At 65.9% G+C, this 17,099-nt stretch carries 14 protein-coding genes and 1 pseudogene; 9 read left to right on the top strand and 6 right to left on the bottom strand.

The window, feature by feature from the left end; translation table 11 throughout:
- A pseudogene (locus tag B4I46_RS07725) lies at positions 1 to 316 on the top strand (hypothetical protein); the annotation flags it as partial.
- Positions 292 to 3,390, top strand: a complete 3,099-nt coding sequence (locus B4I46_RS07720; RefSeq protein WP_286899428.1) for an error-prone DNA polymerase — start codon at positions 292 to 294, stop codon at positions 3,388 to 3,390. The pseudogene B4I46_RS07725 and the gene B4I46_RS07720, both read left to right, overlap by 25 nt.
- Here the strand turns inward: B4I46_RS07720 and B4I46_RS07715 are convergent, their stop codons facing one another.
- On the bottom strand, positions 3,391 to 4,212 hold the full coding sequence (locus tag B4I46_RS07715) for an aldo/keto reductase (RefSeq protein WP_043862942.1): 822 nt from the start codon (positions 4,210 to 4,212) through the stop codon (positions 3,391 to 3,393).
- Positions 4,213 to 4,418: 206 nt separating this feature from the next.
- On the opposite strand from B4I46_RS07715, the gene B4I46_RS07710 reads away from it, so the two are divergent.
- From B4I46_RS07710 to B4I46_RS07695, 4 genes are all read left to right on the top strand, one after another.
- The gene (locus B4I46_RS07710) at positions 4,419 to 5,117 is read left to right on the top strand and encodes a CoA transferase subunit A (protein WP_043862941.1); all 699 of its coding nucleotides are present in this window, start codon (positions 4,419 to 4,421) and stop codon (positions 5,115 to 5,117) included.
- Between the two features lie 36 nt (positions 5,118 to 5,153).
- The gene (locus B4I46_RS07705; protein WP_054915387.1) at positions 5,154 to 5,810 is read left to right on the top strand and encodes a CoA transferase subunit B; all 657 of its coding nucleotides are present in this window, start codon (positions 5,154 to 5,156) and stop codon (positions 5,808 to 5,810) included.
- A 143-nt stretch (positions 5,811 to 5,953) separates the two neighbouring features.
- On the top strand, positions 5,954 to 7,372 hold the full coding sequence (locus B4I46_RS07700; RefSeq protein WP_104573086.1) for a short-chain fatty acid transporter: 1,419 nt from the start codon (positions 5,954 to 5,956) through the stop codon (positions 7,370 to 7,372).
- Between the two features lie 150 nt (positions 7,373 to 7,522).
- The gene (locus B4I46_RS07695) at positions 7,523 to 9,751 is read left to right on the top strand and encodes a TonB-dependent siderophore receptor (RefSeq protein WP_236176894.1); all 2,229 of its coding nucleotides are present in this window, start codon (positions 7,523 to 7,525) and stop codon (positions 9,749 to 9,751) included.
- Positions 9,752 to 9,832: 81 nt separating this feature from the next.
- Here B4I46_RS07695 and B4I46_RS07690 read toward each other — a convergent pair whose 3' ends face one another.
- Both B4I46_RS07690 and B4I46_RS07685 read right to left on the bottom strand, forming a co-directional pair.
- Complete coding sequence (locus B4I46_RS07690) at positions 9,833 to 10,717, bottom strand: dihydrodipicolinate synthase family protein (RefSeq protein WP_100633914.1); 885 nt, start codon at positions 10,715 to 10,717, stop codon at positions 9,833 to 9,835.
- 25 nt (positions 10,718 to 10,742) lie between these two features.
- A complete protein-coding gene (locus B4I46_RS07685; protein ID WP_043862936.1) occupies positions 10,743 to 11,525 on the bottom strand; it encodes an aldolase in 783 nt (260 codons plus the stop codon).
- A gap of 161 nt (positions 11,526 to 11,686) precedes the next feature.
- Between B4I46_RS07685 and B4I46_RS07680 the strand changes: the two genes are divergently transcribed.
- Positions 11,687 to 12,235: a helix-turn-helix domain-containing protein gene (locus B4I46_RS07680; RefSeq protein WP_043862935.1), complete on the top strand. Its 549-nt coding sequence runs from the start codon at positions 11,687 to 11,689 to the stop codon at positions 12,233 to 12,235.
- Here the strand turns inward: B4I46_RS07680 and B4I46_RS07675 are convergent.
- The gene (locus B4I46_RS07675; protein WP_286899422.1) at positions 12,232 to 12,783 is read right to left on the bottom strand and encodes an RNA 2'-phosphotransferase; all 552 of its coding nucleotides are present in this window, start codon (positions 12,781 to 12,783) and stop codon (positions 12,232 to 12,234) included. The two genes, B4I46_RS07680 and B4I46_RS07675, sit on opposite strands and share 4 nt — an antisense overlap.
- 136 nt (positions 12,784 to 12,919) lie before the next feature.
- Between B4I46_RS07675 and B4I46_RS07670 the strand changes: the two genes are divergently transcribed.
- On the top strand, positions 12,920 to 13,702 hold the full coding sequence (locus tag B4I46_RS07670; RefSeq protein WP_088515382.1) for an AraC family transcriptional regulator: 783 nt from the start codon (positions 12,920 to 12,922) through the stop codon (positions 13,700 to 13,702).
- 65 nt (positions 13,703 to 13,767) lie between these two features.
- On the opposite strand, the gene B4I46_RS07665 is transcribed toward B4I46_RS07670, so the two are convergent.
- Positions 13,768 to 14,361, bottom strand: coding sequence for a LysE family translocator (locus B4I46_RS07665; RefSeq protein ID WP_058540672.1), 594 nt, complete (start codon positions 14,359 to 14,361; stop codon positions 13,768 to 13,770).
- 269 nt (positions 14,362 to 14,630) lie between these two features.
- On the opposite strand from B4I46_RS07665, the gene B4I46_RS07660 reads away from it, so the two are divergent.
- The gene (locus B4I46_RS07660) at positions 14,631 to 16,202 is read left to right on the top strand and encodes a TerC family protein (protein WP_043862931.1); all 1,572 of its coding nucleotides are present in this window, start codon (positions 14,631 to 14,633) and stop codon (positions 16,200 to 16,202) included.
- On the opposite strand, the gene rarD is transcribed toward B4I46_RS07660, so the two are convergent.
- The gene (gene rarD / locus B4I46_RS07655) at positions 16,165 to 17,052 is read right to left on the bottom strand and encodes an EamA family transporter RarD (protein ID WP_043862930.1); all 888 of its coding nucleotides are present in this window, start codon (positions 17,050 to 17,052) and stop codon (positions 16,165 to 16,167) included. The genes B4I46_RS07660 and rarD overlap by 38 nt on opposite strands.
- Positions 17,053 to 17,099 lie beyond the last annotated feature (47 nt).

Below are 17,099 nucleotides of genomic sequence, written 5' to 3'. Positions count from 1 at the left end.
GGGGGGGGGGGCGGCCCCGCCCCCCCCCCCCCCGCGCCCGGGGCGGGACGGGCGCGGCCCCGCCCCCCCCCCGCCGCTGGCCCGTGCGCCGGGTGGGCCGCCGCGCCCGGGCTGGCTGCTGGCCGAGCCGCAGGCCTTGGCGCCCGAGGGCCTGCGCCTGCTGGCCGGGCCCGAGCGGATCGAATCTGGCTGGTGGGATGGCGGCGATGTACGGCGTGACTACTACCTGGTCGAAACCCCGGCTGGCCAGCGCGGCTGGGCCTACCGGCCATTGGGCGAAGGCGGGCCGTTGTGGCTGCAGGGCTGGTTCGCATGAGCGTGGGCTATGCCGAGCTGCACTGCCTGTCGAACTTCACCTTCCAGCGCGGGGCCTCGAGTGCCCGCGAGCTGTTCGAGCGGGCGCACCAGCAGGGCTACCAGGCCCTGGCGATCACCGACGAATGCACCCTGGCCGGTATCGTGCGCGCCTGGCAGGCGGCCAGGGAGACGGGCCTCAAGCTGATCGTCGGCAGCGAGGTGCGGGTGCACGACGGCCCCAGGCTGGTGCTGCTGGTCGAAAACCTGAGCGGCTACCAGCACCTGTGCCGGCTCATCACCCTGGCGCGGCGCCGGGCGAAAAAGGGCGAATACCAGCTGCTGCGCGAAGACTTCGCCGGCCCGCTGCACGGCCTGCTGGCGCTGTGGGTGCCGGACGAGCCGTTGCAGGCCGGCCCCGGCCTGTGGCTGCGCGAGGTGTTCGGCGAGCGCCTGTGGCTGGCGGTGCAACTGCATCGCGGTGCCGACGATCATCAGCGCCTGCAACAACTGCAGGGGTTGGCCGCGAGCCTGAACCTGCGCGCCGTGGCCTGTGGCGACGTGCACATGCATGCGCGTGGGCGGCGCGCGCTGCAGGACTGCATGAGCGCGCTGCGCCATCACAGCACCGTGGCCGGTGCCGGGCAGCACCTGTTCGCCAATGGCGAGCGGCACCTGCGGCCCCTGGCGCAGCTGGCCGAGCTGTACCCGGCCCACCTGCTTGAGGCCACCCTGGAGATTGCCCGGCGCTGCACCTTCGACCTCGGCCAGTTGCGCTACCAGTACCCGCGCGAAGTGGTGCCCGAGGGGTACACGCCGACCGGCTGGCTGCGCACGCTGTGCGAACGCCAGGTGCCGTGGCGCTGGCCGGGAGGAATCGAGCCGGCCGTGCGCCAGACCCTCGAACACGAACTGGCGCTGATCGCCGAGCTGGGCTACGAGAGCTACTTCCTGACCGTCTACGACATCGTTCATTTTGCCCGTGGCCAGGGCATCCTGTGCCAGGGCCGGGGCTCGGCAGCCAACTCGGTGGTGTGCTTCGTGCTGGGCATCACCGAGCTGGACCCGACCCGCACGCACCTGCTGTTCGAGCGCTTTTTATCGCGTGAACGCGACGAGCCGCCGGACATCGACGTGGACTTCGAGCACGAACGGCGCGAAGAGGTGCTGCAATACGTGTTCAACCGCTATGGCCGCCACCGCGCCGCCCTGACGGCCGTGGCCAGCACCTACCATGCCGCCGGGGCGGTGCGCGACATTGCCCGGGTGCTGGGGCTGCCGCCCGACCAGATCAACGCCCTGGCCGATTGCTGCGGGCGCTGGACCGACCGCATCCCGCCGCCGGAGCGGTTGCGCGAAGCCGGTTTCGACCCCGACAGCCCGCTGCTGCACCGGGTGCTGACCTTGACCGGCGAGCTGATCGGCTTCCCCCGGCACCTGTCGCAGCACCCTGGTGGCTTCGTGATTTCCGAGCAGCCACTGGACACCCTGGTGCCGGTGGAGAACGCCGCCATGGACGAACGCACGGTGATCCAGTGGGACAAGGACGACCTGGACATGGTCGGCCTGCTCAAGGTCGATATCCTGGCCCTGGGCATGCTCAGCGCCTTGCGCCGCTGCTTCGACCTGGTGCGCTACCACCGCGGGCGCGAGCTGACCATCGCGACCCTGCCGCCGGACGATGTCCCCACCTACGACATGATCGGCCGTGCCGATACCGTGGGGGTGTTCCAGATCGAGTCACGGGCGCAGATGGCCATGCTGCCGCGGCTCAAGCCACGCGAGTTCTACGACCTGGTGATCGAGGTGGCCATCGTGCGCCCCGGGCCGATCCAGGGCGACATGGTGCACCCGTACCTGCGCCGGCGTAACAAGCAGGAGCAGGTGATCTACCCGTCGGATGCGCTGAAGAAGGTCTTCGAGCGCACCCTGGGCGTGCCGCTGTTTCAGGAACAGGTGATGGAGCTGGCCATGGTGGCCGCCGACTATACGGCGGGCGAGGCCGACCAGTTGCGCCGTTCGATGGCCGCCTGGAAACGTCACGGCGGGCTGGAGCCACACCGCGAGCGGCTGACCCGGGGCATGCTGAACAACGGCTACAGCGTCGAGTTCGCCGAGCGCATCTTCGAGCAGATCAAGGGCTTTGGCAGCTACGGGTTCCCCGAGTCCCACGCGGCCAGCTTTGCCTTGCTGACCTACGCCAGTTGCTGGCTCAAGTGCCACGAGCCGGCGATCTTCGCCTGTGCGCTGATCAACAGCTGGCCGATGGGCTTCTACAGCCCGGACCAGATCCTGCAGGACGCGCGCCGCCACCGCATCCAGATTCGCCCGGTGGATGTGCAGCACAGCCAGTGGGACTGCAGCCTGGAGCCGGTGGGCGGCGATGAACTGGCGCTGCGCCTTGGCCTGCGCCAGGTGCGCGGCTTTCGCCAGGACGATGCCCTGCGCCTGGCACAGGCCAGGGCGCAGCGGGCGTTCGGCGATGTGGCCGACCTGTGCCTGCGTGCCGGCCTGGATGCGCGGGCGCGGGCGCTGCTGGCCGATGCCGGGGCCCTGGGCGCCCTGGCCGGGCACCGTTATCAGGCGCGTTGGGAAGTGGCGGCGGTGCAGGCGCAACTGCCGCTGTTCGCCGGGGTGGAGCCGCCCCGTGAAGCGCCGGTGAACCTGCCGGTGCCCAGCGTGGGCGAGGACCTGTTTGCCGACTATGCCAGCGTCGGCACCACATTGGGCCCGCACCCGCTGAGCCTGCTGCGCCGACGCCTGAATGGCCTGGGCTGTCGCAGTTCGCAGGCCCTGGAGGGGGCCGAACACGGCGATGCGGTGAGCGTGGCGGGGCTGGTCACCGGGCGCCAGCGGCCAGGCACTGCCAGCGGCGTGACCTTCGTGACCCTGGAGGATGAGTTCGGCATGGTCAACGTGGTGGTGTGGCGCGAGCTGGCCGAGCGTCAGCGCCGGGTGCTGGTGGGCTCGCAGCTGCTGCGGGTGATGGGTACGCTCGAATGCGCCGACGGCGTGCGCCACCTGATCGCGAAGCGCCTGGAAGACCTCAGCCCGCTGTTGCACGGGCTGGATGTGCGCAGCCGCGACTTTCGCTGATCACACCATCGCCAGGCGCTGCTTGCGGGTGGGCGGCGGGAAGGCGCGGTCGATGGCGCGCAGGTCTTCGCTGCTCAAGGTCAGGCTGGCCGCGGCGGCATTGAGCTGCACATGGCGCTTGTCCACCGCCTTGGGGATCGCGATCACGCCGTCTTCACGGGTTACCCAGGCCAGCGCCACCTGGGCCGCGGTGGCGCCATGGCGTTCGGCGATCTGGTTGAGGGTCGCGTTTTTGAGCAGGCGTCCGGCCTGGGCCAGCGGGCAGTAGGCCATGGTTGGCAAGTGGCGCTTGTGGCTGTAGGGAAGCAGGTCGAACTCGATGCCGCGCTGCTCGGGGTTGTACAGCACCTGGTTGGTGGCGCAGGCCGGGTTGTCCAGCTCGCGCAGGTCATCGGTATCGAAGTTGGACACGCCCCAGCGCCGGATCTTGCCGGCCTCGCGCAGGCGCTCGAAGGCTTCGACGGTTTCCTCCAGCGGGTACTGGCCGCGCCAGTGCAGCAGGTACAGGTCGATATGGTCGGTGCCCAGGCGCTGCAGGCTGCGCTCGCAGGCGGCGGGGATGCCGCTGCGGCTGGCGTTGTGCGGGTACACCTTGCTGACCACGCAGACCTGCTCGCGACGCCCCTGGATGGCCTGGCCCACCACCCGCTCGGCGCCGCCCTCGGCATACATTTCGGCGGTGTCGATCAACGTCAGGCCCAGGTCGATGCCGTGCTGCAGGGCGGCGACCTCGGCTTTCTGCTGGCCGGGGTCTTCGCCCATGTACCAGGTGCCCTGGCCGATGACGGGTACGGTGGAGTCGCCGAGTTCGAGCGTACGCATGGAAGGCTCCTGCAAAGTGGGGAGGGTGGTCTACTGTCCTTTAGGGTTTTGTGGCGGGTCAAGCCTACCCGCGTCGACATTGATTTGAATAACCAATCAATCCATCAAAAAAACAAAATTAACAAATGAGTGGCCAAGGGCGAAGATGGCCCCAGACGCTCTCCGACGACCCTCGTCGGTTCTACAACTACAAAAGGCGAATCAGCATGGCCGGACTGGACAAGCGCGTAGCGACCTATGAAGAGGCCCTCGAAGGCCTTGCCGACAACATGACCGTACTGGCAGGCGGCTTCGGCCTGTGCGGCATCCCTGAAAACCTCATTGCCGAGATCAAGCGCCGCGGCGTGCGCGGCCTGACCGTGGTGTCCAACAACTGTGGCGTCGACGGCTTTGGCCTGGGCGTGCTGCTCGAAGACCACCAGATCCGCAAGATGGTCGCCTCGTATGTGGGCGAAAATGCCGAGTTCGAGCGTCAGCTGCTCAGCGGTGAGCTGGAAGTGGAACTTACCCCGCAAGGCACCCTGGCCGAGAAGATGCGCGCCGGCGGCGCCGGCATCCCGGCCTTCTTCACCGCCACCGGCTACGGCACCCCGGTGGCCGAAGGCAAGGAAGTGCGCGAATTCAACGGGCGCAAGTACATCCTCGAAGAAGCCATCACCGGTGACTTCGCCATCGTCAAGGGCTGGAAGGCCGACCACTACGGCAACGTGGTGTACCGCAACACCGCGCAGAACTTCAACCCGCTGGCCGCCACCGCCGGCAAGATCACCGTGGTGGAGGTCGAGGAGATCGTCGAGCCAGGCGTGCTGCTGCCTACCGAGATCCATACCCCGGGCATCTACGTCGACCGGGTCATCGTCGGCACGTTCGAGAAGCGTATCGAAAAACGCACCGTCAAAGCCTGACCCGACCCCGCGCAGAACAACAAAGAGAACCTGAGCATGGCACTTACCCGCGAACAAATGGCACAACGTGTAGCCCGTGAACTCAAGGACGGCTACTACGTCAACCTTGGCATCGGCATCCCGACCCTGGTGGCCAACTACGTCCCGGCGGATATGGACGTGATGCTGCAATCGGAGAACGGCCTGCTGGGCATGGGGGAATTCCCCACCGAAGCGCAGCTGGACGCCGACATGATCAACGCCGGCAAGCAGACCGTGACCGCCCGCACCGGCGCGTCGATCTTCAACTCGGCCGAGTCCTTCGCGATGATCCGTGGCGGTCACGTCGACCTCACTGTGCTGGGGGCGTTCGAGGTGGACGTGGAGGGCAACATCGCCTCCTGGATGATCCCGGGCAAACTGGTCAAGGGCATGGGCGGGGCGATGGACCTGGTGGCTGGTGCCGAGAACATCATCGTCACCATGACCCATGCCTCCAAGGACGGCGAGTCCAAGCTGCTGTCGCGCTGCAGCCTGCCGCTGACCGGTGCCGGCTGCATCCGCAAGGTGCTGACCGACCTGGCCTATCTTGAGATCGAGAATGGCGCGTTCATCCTGCGCGAGACAGCGCCGGGGGTGAGCGTGGAAGAGATCGTCGCCAAGACCGCCGGCAAGCTGATCGTGGCCGATGATGTGAAAGAGATGACGTTCTAGGCTGATAACCGCCTTGCCTGTGCTGGCCTCTTCGCCGGCAAGGCCGGCTCCTGCAGGGAACCACGCATTCCTGTGCAGGAGCCGGCCTTGCCGGCGAAGGGGCCTTCAGCCGTTCAAAAAAAATCAATAAGAAGGAAAATCCCGTGGCCGCCGAACTCCAAGACAGCCGCTCCGCCCGCTTTGCCCTGCGTTGCTCCAACTGGGCCGAACGCTGGTTCCCCGACTCCTGGGTGTTCGCCGCCCTGGCCGTGGTGCTGGTGTCACTGGCCGCCCTGGCCATGGGCGCCAAACCCCTCGATACCGCCACCGCCTTCGGTGACGGGTTCTGGAGCCTGATCCCCTTCACCATGCAGATGGCCTTCGTGGTCATAGGCGGCTATGTGGTGGCCAGCTCGCCGCCGGCGGTGAAACTCATCGACCGCCTGGCGCGCATTCCGAAGAACGGCCGTTCGGCCGTGTGCTGGGTGGCGCTGATCTCGATGGTCGCCTCGCTGCTCAACTGGGGCCTGTCGCTGGTGTTCGGCGGCCTGCTGGTACGCGCCCTGGCGCGCCGTACCGACCTGAAGATGGACTACCGCGCCGCCGGTGCCGCCGCCTACCTGGGCCTGGGCGCCGTATGGGCCCTGGGCCTGTCCTCGTCGGCTGCGCAGCTGCAAGCCAACCCGGCCAGCCTGCCGCCGTCGATCCTGGCGATCACCGGGGTGATCCCGTTCACCGAAACCATCTTCCTCTGGCAGTCGGGCGTGATGCTGGCGGCGCTGGTCATCGTGTCGCTGATCGTGGCCTACGCCACTGCACCCGGCCCGCAGAGTGCCCGCGATGCCCAGGCCTGTGGCATCGACCCCAGCTTCAGCGCACCACCACCGGCGCAGCGCACGCGCCCGGGTGAATGGCTGGAATACAGCCCGGTGCTGACCCTGCTGCTGGTGGCCCTGGCGGCTGGCTGGCTGTACCACGAGTTCTCGACCAAGCCGGCCATCACCGCGATCTCGGGGCTCAATACCTACAACTTTCTGTTCATCATGCTCGGCGCCTTGCTGCACTGGCGCCCGCGCAGCTTCCTGGATGCGGTGAGCCGTGCGGTGCCGACCACCACCGGGGTACTGATCCAGTTCCCGCTGTACGGCTCGATCGCGGCCATCCTCACCCAGGTCAAGGGCGTGGACGCGCAAACCCTGGCGCACCATATCTCCACCTTCTTCGTGCAGATCGCCTCGCATGACACCTACGCCTTGCTGATGGGCGTGTACTCCGCGGTGCTGGGCTTCTTCATTCCCTCCGGTGGCGGCAAGTGGATCATCGAGGCGCCCTACGTGATGCTGGTGGCCAACGACCTGCAGTACCACCTGGGCTGGGCGGTGCAGATCTACAACGCCGCCGAGGCGCTGCCCAACCTGATCAACCCGTTCTACATGCTGCCGCTGCTGGGCGTGCTGGGGCTCAAGGCGCGCGACCTGATCGGCTTCTCGTTCGTGCAGTTGCTGGTGCACGTGCCGCTGGTGCTGTTCTTGCTCTGGGCGCTGGGCACCACGTTGCAGTACACGCCACCTGTGATGCCGTAGCGCGTCCGACGGGTGAAAAAGGCGATCTTCGGATCGCCTTTTTCATGCCTAAATTAAATCGATAAGCATTCGTATTAAGGGTGATCCGATGATGTCCCGCTGTGTATTTCTAAACGGAATTTCCCGTCGTAAAACAAGGAGAAGGCCGCGATGTTCGCGCCGATTACCCGTTCCATGACGTTGACACTGGGCCTGTGCGGCACCGCCTGCAGCGCCGTCGCACTGGCTGACAACGAACCCCTGCCCGACGCCGCCCCCCAGGCGCTGGAGCTGGGTTCGACCAACGTGAGTGCCCAGGGCCTGGGCAGCACCACCGAAAACACCGGGGCCTACACCACCGGCAGCATGAGCACCGCAACCCGCCTGAACCTGTCGATCAAGGACACCCCGCAGTCGATGTCGGTGCTGACCCGCCAGCAGCTGGACGACTTCCAGCTCGACAACCTCTCCGAAGCCATGGGCCAGGTGACGGGCGTGGTGGTGCAGCGCAACGACTCCGAGCGCCCCACCTACAACTCGCGCGGCTATGCCATCGACAACTTCCAGATCGACGGCATGCTCAACACCTTCGCGGGGCTCAAGTCCGACTCGGACACCATCATCTACGACCGCATCGAAGTGGTGCGTGGCGCCACCGGGCTGACCACCGGCGCCGGCGACCCGTCGGGCACCATCAACATGATGCGCAAGCGCCCCACCCATGAACTGGCGGTGAAAACCGGCCTGCGTGGCGGCAGCTACGACAACTACTACAGCTATGTCGACGTGGGCGGGCCGCTGGCCTTCGACGGCCGTCTGCGCGGGCGCAGCGTGCTGGCCTACCGCGATGCCCATTCGTTTCGCGACCGCTACCAGACCCAGCGCGAGGTGGCCTACGGCATTCTCGAGGGCGACCTGAGCGACGACACCGTGCTGGCGGTGGGGTACGACTACCAGAACAAGCATGTACAGGGTGCCTCGTGGGGCACCGTGCCGTACTGGAACGCCTCCGGTGGCAAGGCCAAGCTGCCGCGTTCGAACAACATCTCGGCGCCGTGGAGTTCATGGCCGCTCAAGGACGAGACCGTGTTCGCCACCCTCGACCAGCGCCTGGGCGGCGACTGGCACCTCAAGGCCGCCTACACCTACCGCCAGAGCGAAACCGACGGCAAGGTGTACTTCGGTGGCCAGGGCTTCCCCGAGGCCGACCGCAGCGGCATGAATGCCTGGGTCAGCCACTTCATCGGCGACGAGAAAATGAGCGCCGCCGACCTCAACCTGGGCGGGCCCTTTGCGCTGCTGGGGCGCGAGCACGAATTCATGATCGGCTATGGCGAGTCGCAGCGGCGCAACAGCGCGCCGCTCAAGCGGCCCCTGGACCTGCCGCCCGGCTACACGACCATCCCCGACTGGAAGTACCTGGGCGGGGTAGACAAGTTCGCCGATACCGTGACCAACCTGGATGGTTCGCGCGATACCACGCAGCAGAAGGCCGGCTATGTCGCCACCCGGCTGAACGTGACCGATGCACTGCACCTGGTGCTGGGCAGCCGCTACGGCAGCTGGAAGGTCACGGGGCGCTCATGGGCATTCGATGCGGCGGGGCAGGTGGTGGAGAACCCGCGCTCCAGCCGCACCCACAATGACGTGTGGACACCCTATGCGGGCGTTCTGTACGACATCACCGACCACTACACCGTGTACGCCAGCTATACCGACATCTTCAAGCCGCAGAACTACAAGGATGTCGACGACAAGTACCTGGAACCGGTGGTGGGCAGCAACTACGAGGTGGGCCTGAAGGGCAGCCTGCTGGACGAGCGCCTGAACCTGTCGACGGCGGTGTTTCGCAGCAAGCAGGACAACGTGGCCGAGGTGGACGATTCCATTCCGGTAGGGCCCAACGGCGAGCAGTATTACAAGTCCGGCGGCAAGGGCAATACCGTGGAGGGCTTCGAGGCGGAGGTCGCTGGCGAGGTGATGGCGGGGTGGAACATGACCCTGGGCTACAGCTACACCCACTCGCTGGATGCCGAGCACAAGCGGCGCAACACCACCCAGCCGTTGAACATGGTGCGCTGGAACAGCACCTACAGGGTGATGGACAGGTTGACCGTGGGTGGGTCGGTGGATTGGCAGAGCGACATCTACCGCAGCGGCAATCGTCCGGTGGGGCGAGGCAGCGATGGCCGGATCATCACGGCGCCGGCTGACATTCGCCAGCGGTCCTACACGGTGGTGGGGTTGATGTCCCGTTACGAGTTCGACGAACACCTGTCGGCGTCCTTGAACGTGAAGAACCTGCTGGATACCAGGTACTACAACAACGTGGGGTTCTACAACGGGGTGTACTGGGGTGATCCGCGCACGCTGACGGTGAGCCTGGATTGGCGGTTGTAGCGCCCTGAAGCCGAGCCAACAGGGCTGGCGATGCATGCCCTGTTGGCCGGCGATACCGTGCGCCGAGGCCGTGATAAGGCCTTACCCCATCTGTTCGAGCAACCCGCGCAACCGCTCACGCCCGGCGTCATCCAGCCCGAACACCGGCCTGCGCGGCTCGCCCACCTCCAGCCCGGTCAACGCCAACCCTGCCTTCACCGTCGCTGGCAAGCCGCCCTTGAGGATGAACTCCAGCAATGGCAACTGCCGGTAGAACAGCGCCCGCGCCGCCTCAAGGTCGTTACCCAGCACGGCCTGGTACAGCTGCTGGTTGAGCGCCGGAATCAGGTTGGCTGCCGCCGTGCACCAGCCCGTGGCACCGGCCACGAACGCTTCCAGGGCCAACGGGTTGCAGCCGTTGTAGAACGGCACCTGGCCTTCGCCCAACTGCTGCAGTTTGTGCATGCGCTGGATGTCGCCGGTACTCTCCTTGACCATGGTCACGTTCTCGACCTGGCGCACGATGCGCATGATCAGCTCCACCGACAGGTCGGTGCCGCTGGTGGCCGGGTTGTTGTAGAGCATGATCGGCACGCCGATGCAGTCGCCGATGCTCTGGTAGTGCTGCAGGATCTCGGCTTCGCTCAGCTTCCAGTAGGCCGCCGGCAATACCATCACCGCATCTGCCCCATGGGCCTCGGCAAAGCGCGCACGGCGCATGGCACTGGCGGTGGTCAGGTCCGAGACGCTGACAATGGTCGGTACCCGCCCGCCAATGTGCGCCAGGCTGAACTCGGCCACCTGGTCCCACTCGCGGTCGCTCAGGTAGGCGCCTTCGCCCGTGCTGCCCAGGGGTGCGATGGCCTGTACCCCACCTTCGATCAGCCGATCGATGGAGCGGCCCAGGGCCGCCAGGTCGAGCTGGGTGCCGTCGGCGCTGAACGGGGTGATGGTGTAGCCGATGATGCCGTGAAAAGTCGTGGACATGAAAAACACTCCGCAGAAAACAGGTTCAGTTCAGGCAGTCGGCATGCTGACGCAGGCACTGCCGGGCATAGTAGGCGAACGCCGCGCCGTGGCGCTTGGGGCGGGCGATCCAGTCGTGCGCTTCGCGCCCCAGCACCGGCTCGATGGGCTTGATCTGGCCGGCTGACATCGCCAGCAACTGCAGGCGCGCCGCGCGCTCGATCAACTGCGCGATCACACAGGCTTCCTCGATGCTGGCGCCGGTCGACAGCTGGCCGTGGTGCGAGAGCAGGATGGCGCGCTTGTCGCCCAGCGCCGCGCTGATCAGCTCGCCTTCCTCGTTGCCCACCGGCACCCCGGGCCAGCCTTCGAGAAACGCGCAGTCCTCGTACAGCGGGCAGAGGTCCATGTGCGACACCTGCAACGGTACCTCGAGCATCGACAGCGCGGCGATGTGGGTCGGGTGGGTGTGGATGATGCAGTTCACATCCGGGCGTGCGCGGTACACCCAGCTGTGAAAGCGGTTGGCCGGGTTGGGCATGCCGCTGCCCTCGAGCACCTCCAGGTCCTCGTTGACCAATAGCAGGTTGCTGGCGGTGATTTCATCGAAGCCCAGCCCCAGTTGCTGGGTGTAGAAGGTGCCCGGTTGCGGGCCGCGGGCACTGATCTGCCCGGCCAGGCCGGAGTCGTGGCCGTTGTCGAACAGGATTCGACAGGTCAGCGCCAGCTTTTCACGCACAGTCCACGTATTATCGGCAAGCGAGCCCTGCATCTGTTCCAGGGCCTGCTTGACCAGTTGGTCCTTGGGGAGTGCTAATGTCTTGGCCATTGGGGTTTCCTCGGTGGCGGATCGGACGTCAGGGCTGGCCCGCCCCGGTTGCTTGGAAGGTGAGCGGGGTGGTCAACCTCATGACACAAACAAGGCTATATGACACAAAGTGTCATTGGCAAGGGAAAGGTTGCCCATTGCACCGGGAATAGCGGCGTTAAATGTCTATCCGATTGAAAGTATTAAGAAAAAAACTTGGGCTGACGCTTGAGACGCTGGCCGAGAAAACGGCCATGACCAAGAGCTACCTGTCCAAGGTGGAGCGGGGTCTGAACACGCCTTCGATTGCGGCGGCGCTGAAACTGGCGCGGGCGTTGAACGTGAACGTGGAAGAACTGTTCGCCGAAGACCAACCTGCGCAGGCGCGCTACAGCCTGGTACGCCGGGGTGAACGCCAGGCGTTGTCCGGCAGCGCCGAAGGGCCGGGCTACGCGGTGCTGGCCCAGCATATCGGCCAGCGCAGCCTGCTGCCGTTCATCATCTGCCCGCCGGCGGACTTCAGCGACTCGACGTTCAAGGAGCACCTTGGCGAAGAGTTCCTGTTCGTGCACGAAGGGCAGGTGGAAGTGGACTTCATGCACGAGCGGGTGTTGCTCGAGCGCGGCGATGCGCTGCACTTTAATGCCCAGACACCGCACCGGCTACGCTCGGTCGGGGCGGTGCAGGCGCAGTTGCTGGTGGTGGTGCACGACGCCGATTCGCCGGTTTAACCGGGCTGTCGAATGTACGCCACCGGCACGTGGGCCGTCAGCCATACGCCATTGTCGGCCTGGAAGAACGCCAGGCCCTGGGCGTGCATTGCCGCTGCATCGATGTGCAGCAGTACCGGTGAGCCGTAACGCTGGCCGACCGCAATGGCCGTGGCAGGGTCGTGGGACAGGTGCACGTGGTGACGGTTGCCGGCGATCAGGTCCTGTTGGGCAATCGAGTCGAGAAAGCGCGTTGCCGTACCGTGGTACAGCTCGGCAGGCGGCGCCTTGGGCGCGTACTGGAGCTCGACCGTCGCTGTCGAGTGCCCCTGTACGGCGCGAATCCTGCGGCCATCGTCCGACAGGCCGAAGCGTTTCTTGTCGCTGCTGGCCACCACCGCCTGCAGGTGCGCCAGGTCCAGCGCGCGGCCCTGGCGAGCGGCGCCGGCAATCAGTGCATCGACATCGCCCCAGCCTTCGCTGTCCAGTTGCAGATCGATGGATTCGGGGGCGTGACGCAGCACGTAGCTGAGAAATTTGCTGGTTTCGGTGAAGTGCTTGCTGTTCATGCGGGTCTTCCTTGAACGGTCTGCGCGGCAGCTTATCAGGGCGCGCAAGCGGCGACGAGCGGTGCGCAAGGGGCAGTGGCACGCCTTGAAGCCTGATAGAGTGCGCGTTGTTCCACTGCCCACAGGCCCGCACGCGATGACCACCACCTCGTATTTCTGGCGTGACCCGGCGTTGCCCTTCATCGAGGCGCGCGGGGTCGCAGACGGTCGCAAGGTCTGCTATGCGCGCCATTCCCATGCCGGGTTCTCCATCGGTGCGATCACTGCCGGGCGTAGCTCCTACCTCAGCGGGCACACCTGGCGCGAGGTCGAGACCGGCACGGTGGTGATGATGAACCCCGGTGTGGTGCACGCCTGCAACCCGATCGCCGACCAGCCGTGGTCGTACCTGATGTTGTACGTGGACATGCCGTGGCTGACCCGGCTTGGCTTCGCACCGGTCGCTGCCACCCTGAGTACCGCCCCGGCCCTGTTCGAGGCCCTGTTGCAGTTGTACGACGTGCTCATCGACAACCAGCGTGGCGCGGCGTGCAAGGCGGCGGCTGCCGAAGCGTTCTTCGGCGACCTGCGCCAGCAGCTGGAGGCAGCGCCACCGCCGCTGGCCAGGCCGGATGCGCGCCTGGAGCGGGCGGCGGCATTCATTCGCGCACATTGCACCGAACCGCTCAAGCTCGAAGACATTAGCCAGGCGGCCGGCTTGTCCACCTCGTATCTGATCCGCACCTTCAAGCAGCATTACGGCCTGACCCCGCACGGCTTTGTGCTGGACTGCCGCGTGCAGTACGCCCGCGCCCAGTTGCGCCAGGGCCGGCTGATCGCCGAGGTGGCGCTGGAGGCCGGGTTTGCCGACCAGGCGCATCTGCAACGGGCATTCAAGCAGCACCTGGCTGCGACGCCCGGGCATTACCGCTCAGCCTAGGCGCTGTACGAAAAGCCTTGATACTCGGTGATGCTGCGTTGAAAACAGCCTGACCTTCGTCTTTTTCATACAGACCCCTGCATCAGGTACAGCGCACTCAGCACCAGCAGGGCGGCCAGGCTGCGATTGAACAGGCGCAGGCGCCGCGGGTTGTCGAGGTAGCTGCGGATCAGGCTGCCGGCCAGCGCCCAGCAGCCCAGCGAGAGGTAGCAGATCACCAGGTAGATCAGGCTGAACTGGCCCAGCAGGGCGGTTTCGCCCTGGCCCACGAAGGCGCCGATGCCCGCCACGCAGGCCAGCCAGGCCTTGGGGTTGAGCCATTGCATGGCAGCGCCGCGCAGCAGGCTGGGTGCGTGGGTATCACGCCCTTCACCGAGCGCGCCGTCGTCGCGGGCCAGTTTCCATGCCATGTACAGCAGAAACAGCACCCCGGCCCAGTGCAGGGCAACGGCAAGACCTGGCCAGTGGCGCAGCACCTCATGCAGGCCTAGGCCGATCAGTACCAGCAGCAGGATGAACCCCAGGGTGGCGCCGGTAACGTGGCGCATGGCCGGGCGCAAGCCATGCCGTGCGCCGGCGCCCAGGGCAACGATGTTGACCGGGCCAGGGGAAATGGAGGCGGCCAGGGCGAAGGCGGCCATGGAAAGGCTGAGGCTCATGCGGCAGATCCTTGAGGGGGAGGGTGCAGCGAGGGTAGGCGGGAAGGTCGGTGGGGTATTGAAGGAAATTGCCCTGTGCCGCAGCGCGTGTTTTGCCACAGATTGAAATAATTTCACGCTGTGAGAAAAGTCAGCTGAAATTGTAGGATCACCGTCCCTAATTGACCCAAGGTTGATATGACTTCGTTCTCGGAGCCTCCCAGTACCCGGCCGTCCTGGCCATCCTCCCTTTCCCGTCCCCGTGACGTTTCCCGCCTGAGTACCTGCCCATGGAATGGCTAGCCGACCCCACGGCCTGGCTGGGCCTTGCCACGCTGATCGTGCTCGAGCTGGTACTGGGTATCGACAACCTGGTGTTCATCGCGATTCTCGCCGACAAGCTGCCGCCCCATCAGCGCGACCGCGCGCGGGTGATCGGCCTGTCGCTGGCGCTGATCATGCGCCTGGGCCTGCTGGCCAGCATCTCGTGGATGGTGACGCTGACCGCGCCGCTGTTCGAGGTGTTCGACAAGAGCTTCTCGGGCCGTGACCTGATCATGCTGTTCGGCGGTGTATTCCTGCTGTTCAAGGCCACCATGGAGTTGCACGAGCGTCTCGAAGGGCATGTCGCCCACCATCAGGGCCCGGCGCGCCATTCGGCGTTCTGGCCGATCGTGGCGCAGATCGTGGTACTCGATGCAGTGTTCTCGCTGGACGCGGTGATTACCGCCGTGGGCATGGTCGAGCACCTGTCGATCATGATGATCGCGGTGATCTTCTCCATCGGCATCATGATCGTTGCGAGCAAGCCGCTGACCCGCTTCGTCAACGCCCACCCCACGGTGATCATGCTGTGCCTGGGCTTTCTGATGATGATCGGCTTCAGCCTCACCGCCGAGGGCCTGGGCTTTCATATACCCAAGGGGTACCTGTATGCGGCAATCGGCTTCTCGATCCTGATCGAGCTGTTCAACCAGCTGGCCCGCGCCCGGCGCAAACGCAGCCTGCAACAGCACCGGCCATTGCGCGAGCGCACCGCCCACGCGGTGATGCGCATGCTGGGCGGGCGCCGGTTGCAGGCCGACGAGGTGGGTGAGGACATCGCCGACCTGGTCGAGGATGGCGATGAACAGGTGCTGTTCGACCGCCGCGAACGGGTGATGATCAGCGGCGTGCTGAACCTGGCCGAACGCCCCATCAGAACGCTGATGACAGTACGCGCCAAAGTCGACTTCATCGACCTGGCGCAACCGCCGGAGGCGATCCGTACCGCGCTGATGCATTCGTCCTACTCGCGCCTGCCGCTGATTCGCCAGGGGCGGGTGGAGGAGCCGCTGGGCTTCGTGCACAAGAAGGAGCTGCTCAGGGAGCTGCTGGCCGGTCACGAGCCGGACCTGGAGCGCCTGGCGCGCACGCCGCTGAACCTGCTGGAGAGTTTCAGCATCCTCAACGCGCTGGAGCAGATGCGCAGCCAGTCGACCCACATCGCCTTCGTGGTCAACGAATTCGGCGACTTCACCGGCGTGCTGACCATGACCGACATCCTCGAGTCCATCGCCGGCGAGCTGCCCGATGCCAGTGAAGTCGAAGGGCCGGGCATCGTGCAGGCGCCGGACGGCTACCTGGTCAACGGCGCGCTGAACCTGCGCCAGATCCAGGCGCAGATCGGCTTTGCGGCCAAGCCCACCGAGGACTACCAGACCCTCGCCGGCCTAGTCATGAGCTTGCTCGACCGCCTGCCGCGGGTGGGCGATCAACTGACCTGGGGCGACTGGCTGATGACCGTCGAGGCCGTGCAGGAGCGCCGGGTGCGGCAGGTACGGCTTACACCGAACGCCGCCGCTGACGCAGCAGGTGCCTGACCCCCTCGAGCACCAGCACCACCACTGCCAGCCAGATCGGCAGGTAGGTCAGCCACTGGTCCGGGGCGATGCTCTCGCCCAGGATCAGTGCCACCGCCACCAGCAGCACCGGTTCCACATAGCTGAGCAGGCCGAACAGGCTGAACGCCAGCAGACGGCTGGCCATCACGTAGGTGACCAGCGCCAGGGCGCTGATCACGCCCAGGATCGGAATCAGCACATAGAGCTGCGGGTGGGCCAGCAGGTCGGCTGCGCTCAGCGGGCCCTGCACGATGAAGTACACCGAGGGCGGCATCATCAGGCACATGTCGGCCCACAGCCCGCCCAGGTGATCGGTGCGCAACTTGCGCCGCAAGATGAAGTAGAACGGGTAGCCGCCGGCCACCAGCAGGGTTTCCCAGGCGAACGAGCCATGGCGTATCAGTTCATGCCCCACCCCCACCACGGCGCAGGCCACGGCGACCTTCTGCAGGCGTGACAGGCGCTCGCCATACACCACCCGCCCGGTCAGCACCATGGTCAGCGGCAGCAGGAAGTACCCCAGCGACACCTCCATGCTGCGCCCGTGCAGCGGTGCCCACAGGAACACCCACAGCTGCAGCCCCATCAATGTCGAGGTACCCACCAGCCCCAGCAACAGCAGCGGGTTGCGCCGGATGCGCTGCAGTACGCCGATTGCCAGTGGCCAGTCCTTGGACAGCAGCATGAACAGCGTGATGCACGGCAGGGTCAGCAGCATGCGCCAACCGAAGATTTCCTCGCCGTCGAGGGGGGTGAGCAGGGAGGTGTAGTAGTACATCAGGGCGAACAGACACGACGCCATGACCGATGAAACGATGCCTCTGGACAAGGGGGCCTCGGGAGCACGAAGGGGTAGGGAAGTGGTGAGCGCGCATG

The organism is Pseudomonas sp. UBA7500 (assembly GCF_002478435.1).
GTDB lineage: Bacteria > Pseudomonadota > Gammaproteobacteria > Pseudomonadales > Pseudomonadaceae > Aquipseudomonas > Aquipseudomonas palmensis.
This window is presented reverse-complemented; position numbering and strand designations above follow the sequence as displayed.

Excerpts from the sequence above, each read along its gene's own strand:
- B4I46_RS07715 (WP_043862942.1), bottom strand. The coding sequence starts at position 4,212 with ATGCGTACGCTCGAACTCGGCGACTCCACCGTACCCGTCATCGGCCAG.
- B4I46_RS07710 (WP_043862941.1), top strand. The coding sequence starts at position 4,419 with ATGGCCGGACTGGACAAGCGCGTAGCGACCTATGAAGAGGCCCTCGAA.
- B4I46_RS07705 (WP_054915387.1), top strand. The coding sequence starts at position 5,154 with ATGGCACTTACCCGCGAACAAATGGCACAACGTGTAGCCCGTGAACTC.
- B4I46_RS07695 (WP_236176894.1), top strand. The coding sequence starts at position 7,523 with ATGTTCGCGCCGATTACCCGTTCCATGACGTTGACACTGGGCCTGTGC.
- B4I46_RS07690 (WP_100633914.1), bottom strand. The coding sequence starts at position 10,717 with ATGTCCACGACTTTTCACGGCATCATCGGCTACACCATCACCCCGTTC.
- B4I46_RS07685 (WP_043862936.1), bottom strand. The coding sequence starts at position 11,525 with ATGGCCAAGACATTAGCACTCCCCAAGGACCAACTGGTCAAGCAGGCC.
- B4I46_RS07680 (WP_043862935.1), top strand. The coding sequence starts at position 11,687 with ATGTCTATCCGATTGAAAGTATTAAGAAAAAAACTTGGGCTGACGCTT.
- B4I46_RS07675 (WP_286899422.1), bottom strand. The coding sequence starts at position 12,783 with ATGAACAGCAAGCACTTCACCGAAACCAGCAAATTTCTCAGCTACGTG.
- B4I46_RS07670 (WP_088515382.1), top strand. The coding sequence starts at position 12,920 with ATGACCACCACCTCGTATTTCTGGCGTGACCCGGCGTTGCCCTTCATC.
- B4I46_RS07665 (WP_058540672.1), bottom strand. The coding sequence starts at position 14,361 with ATGAGCCTCAGCCTTTCCATGGCCGCCTTCGCCCTGGCCGCCTCCATT.
- B4I46_RS07660 (WP_043862931.1), top strand. The coding sequence starts at position 14,631 with ATGGAATGGCTAGCCGACCCCACGGCCTGGCTGGGCCTTGCCACGCTG.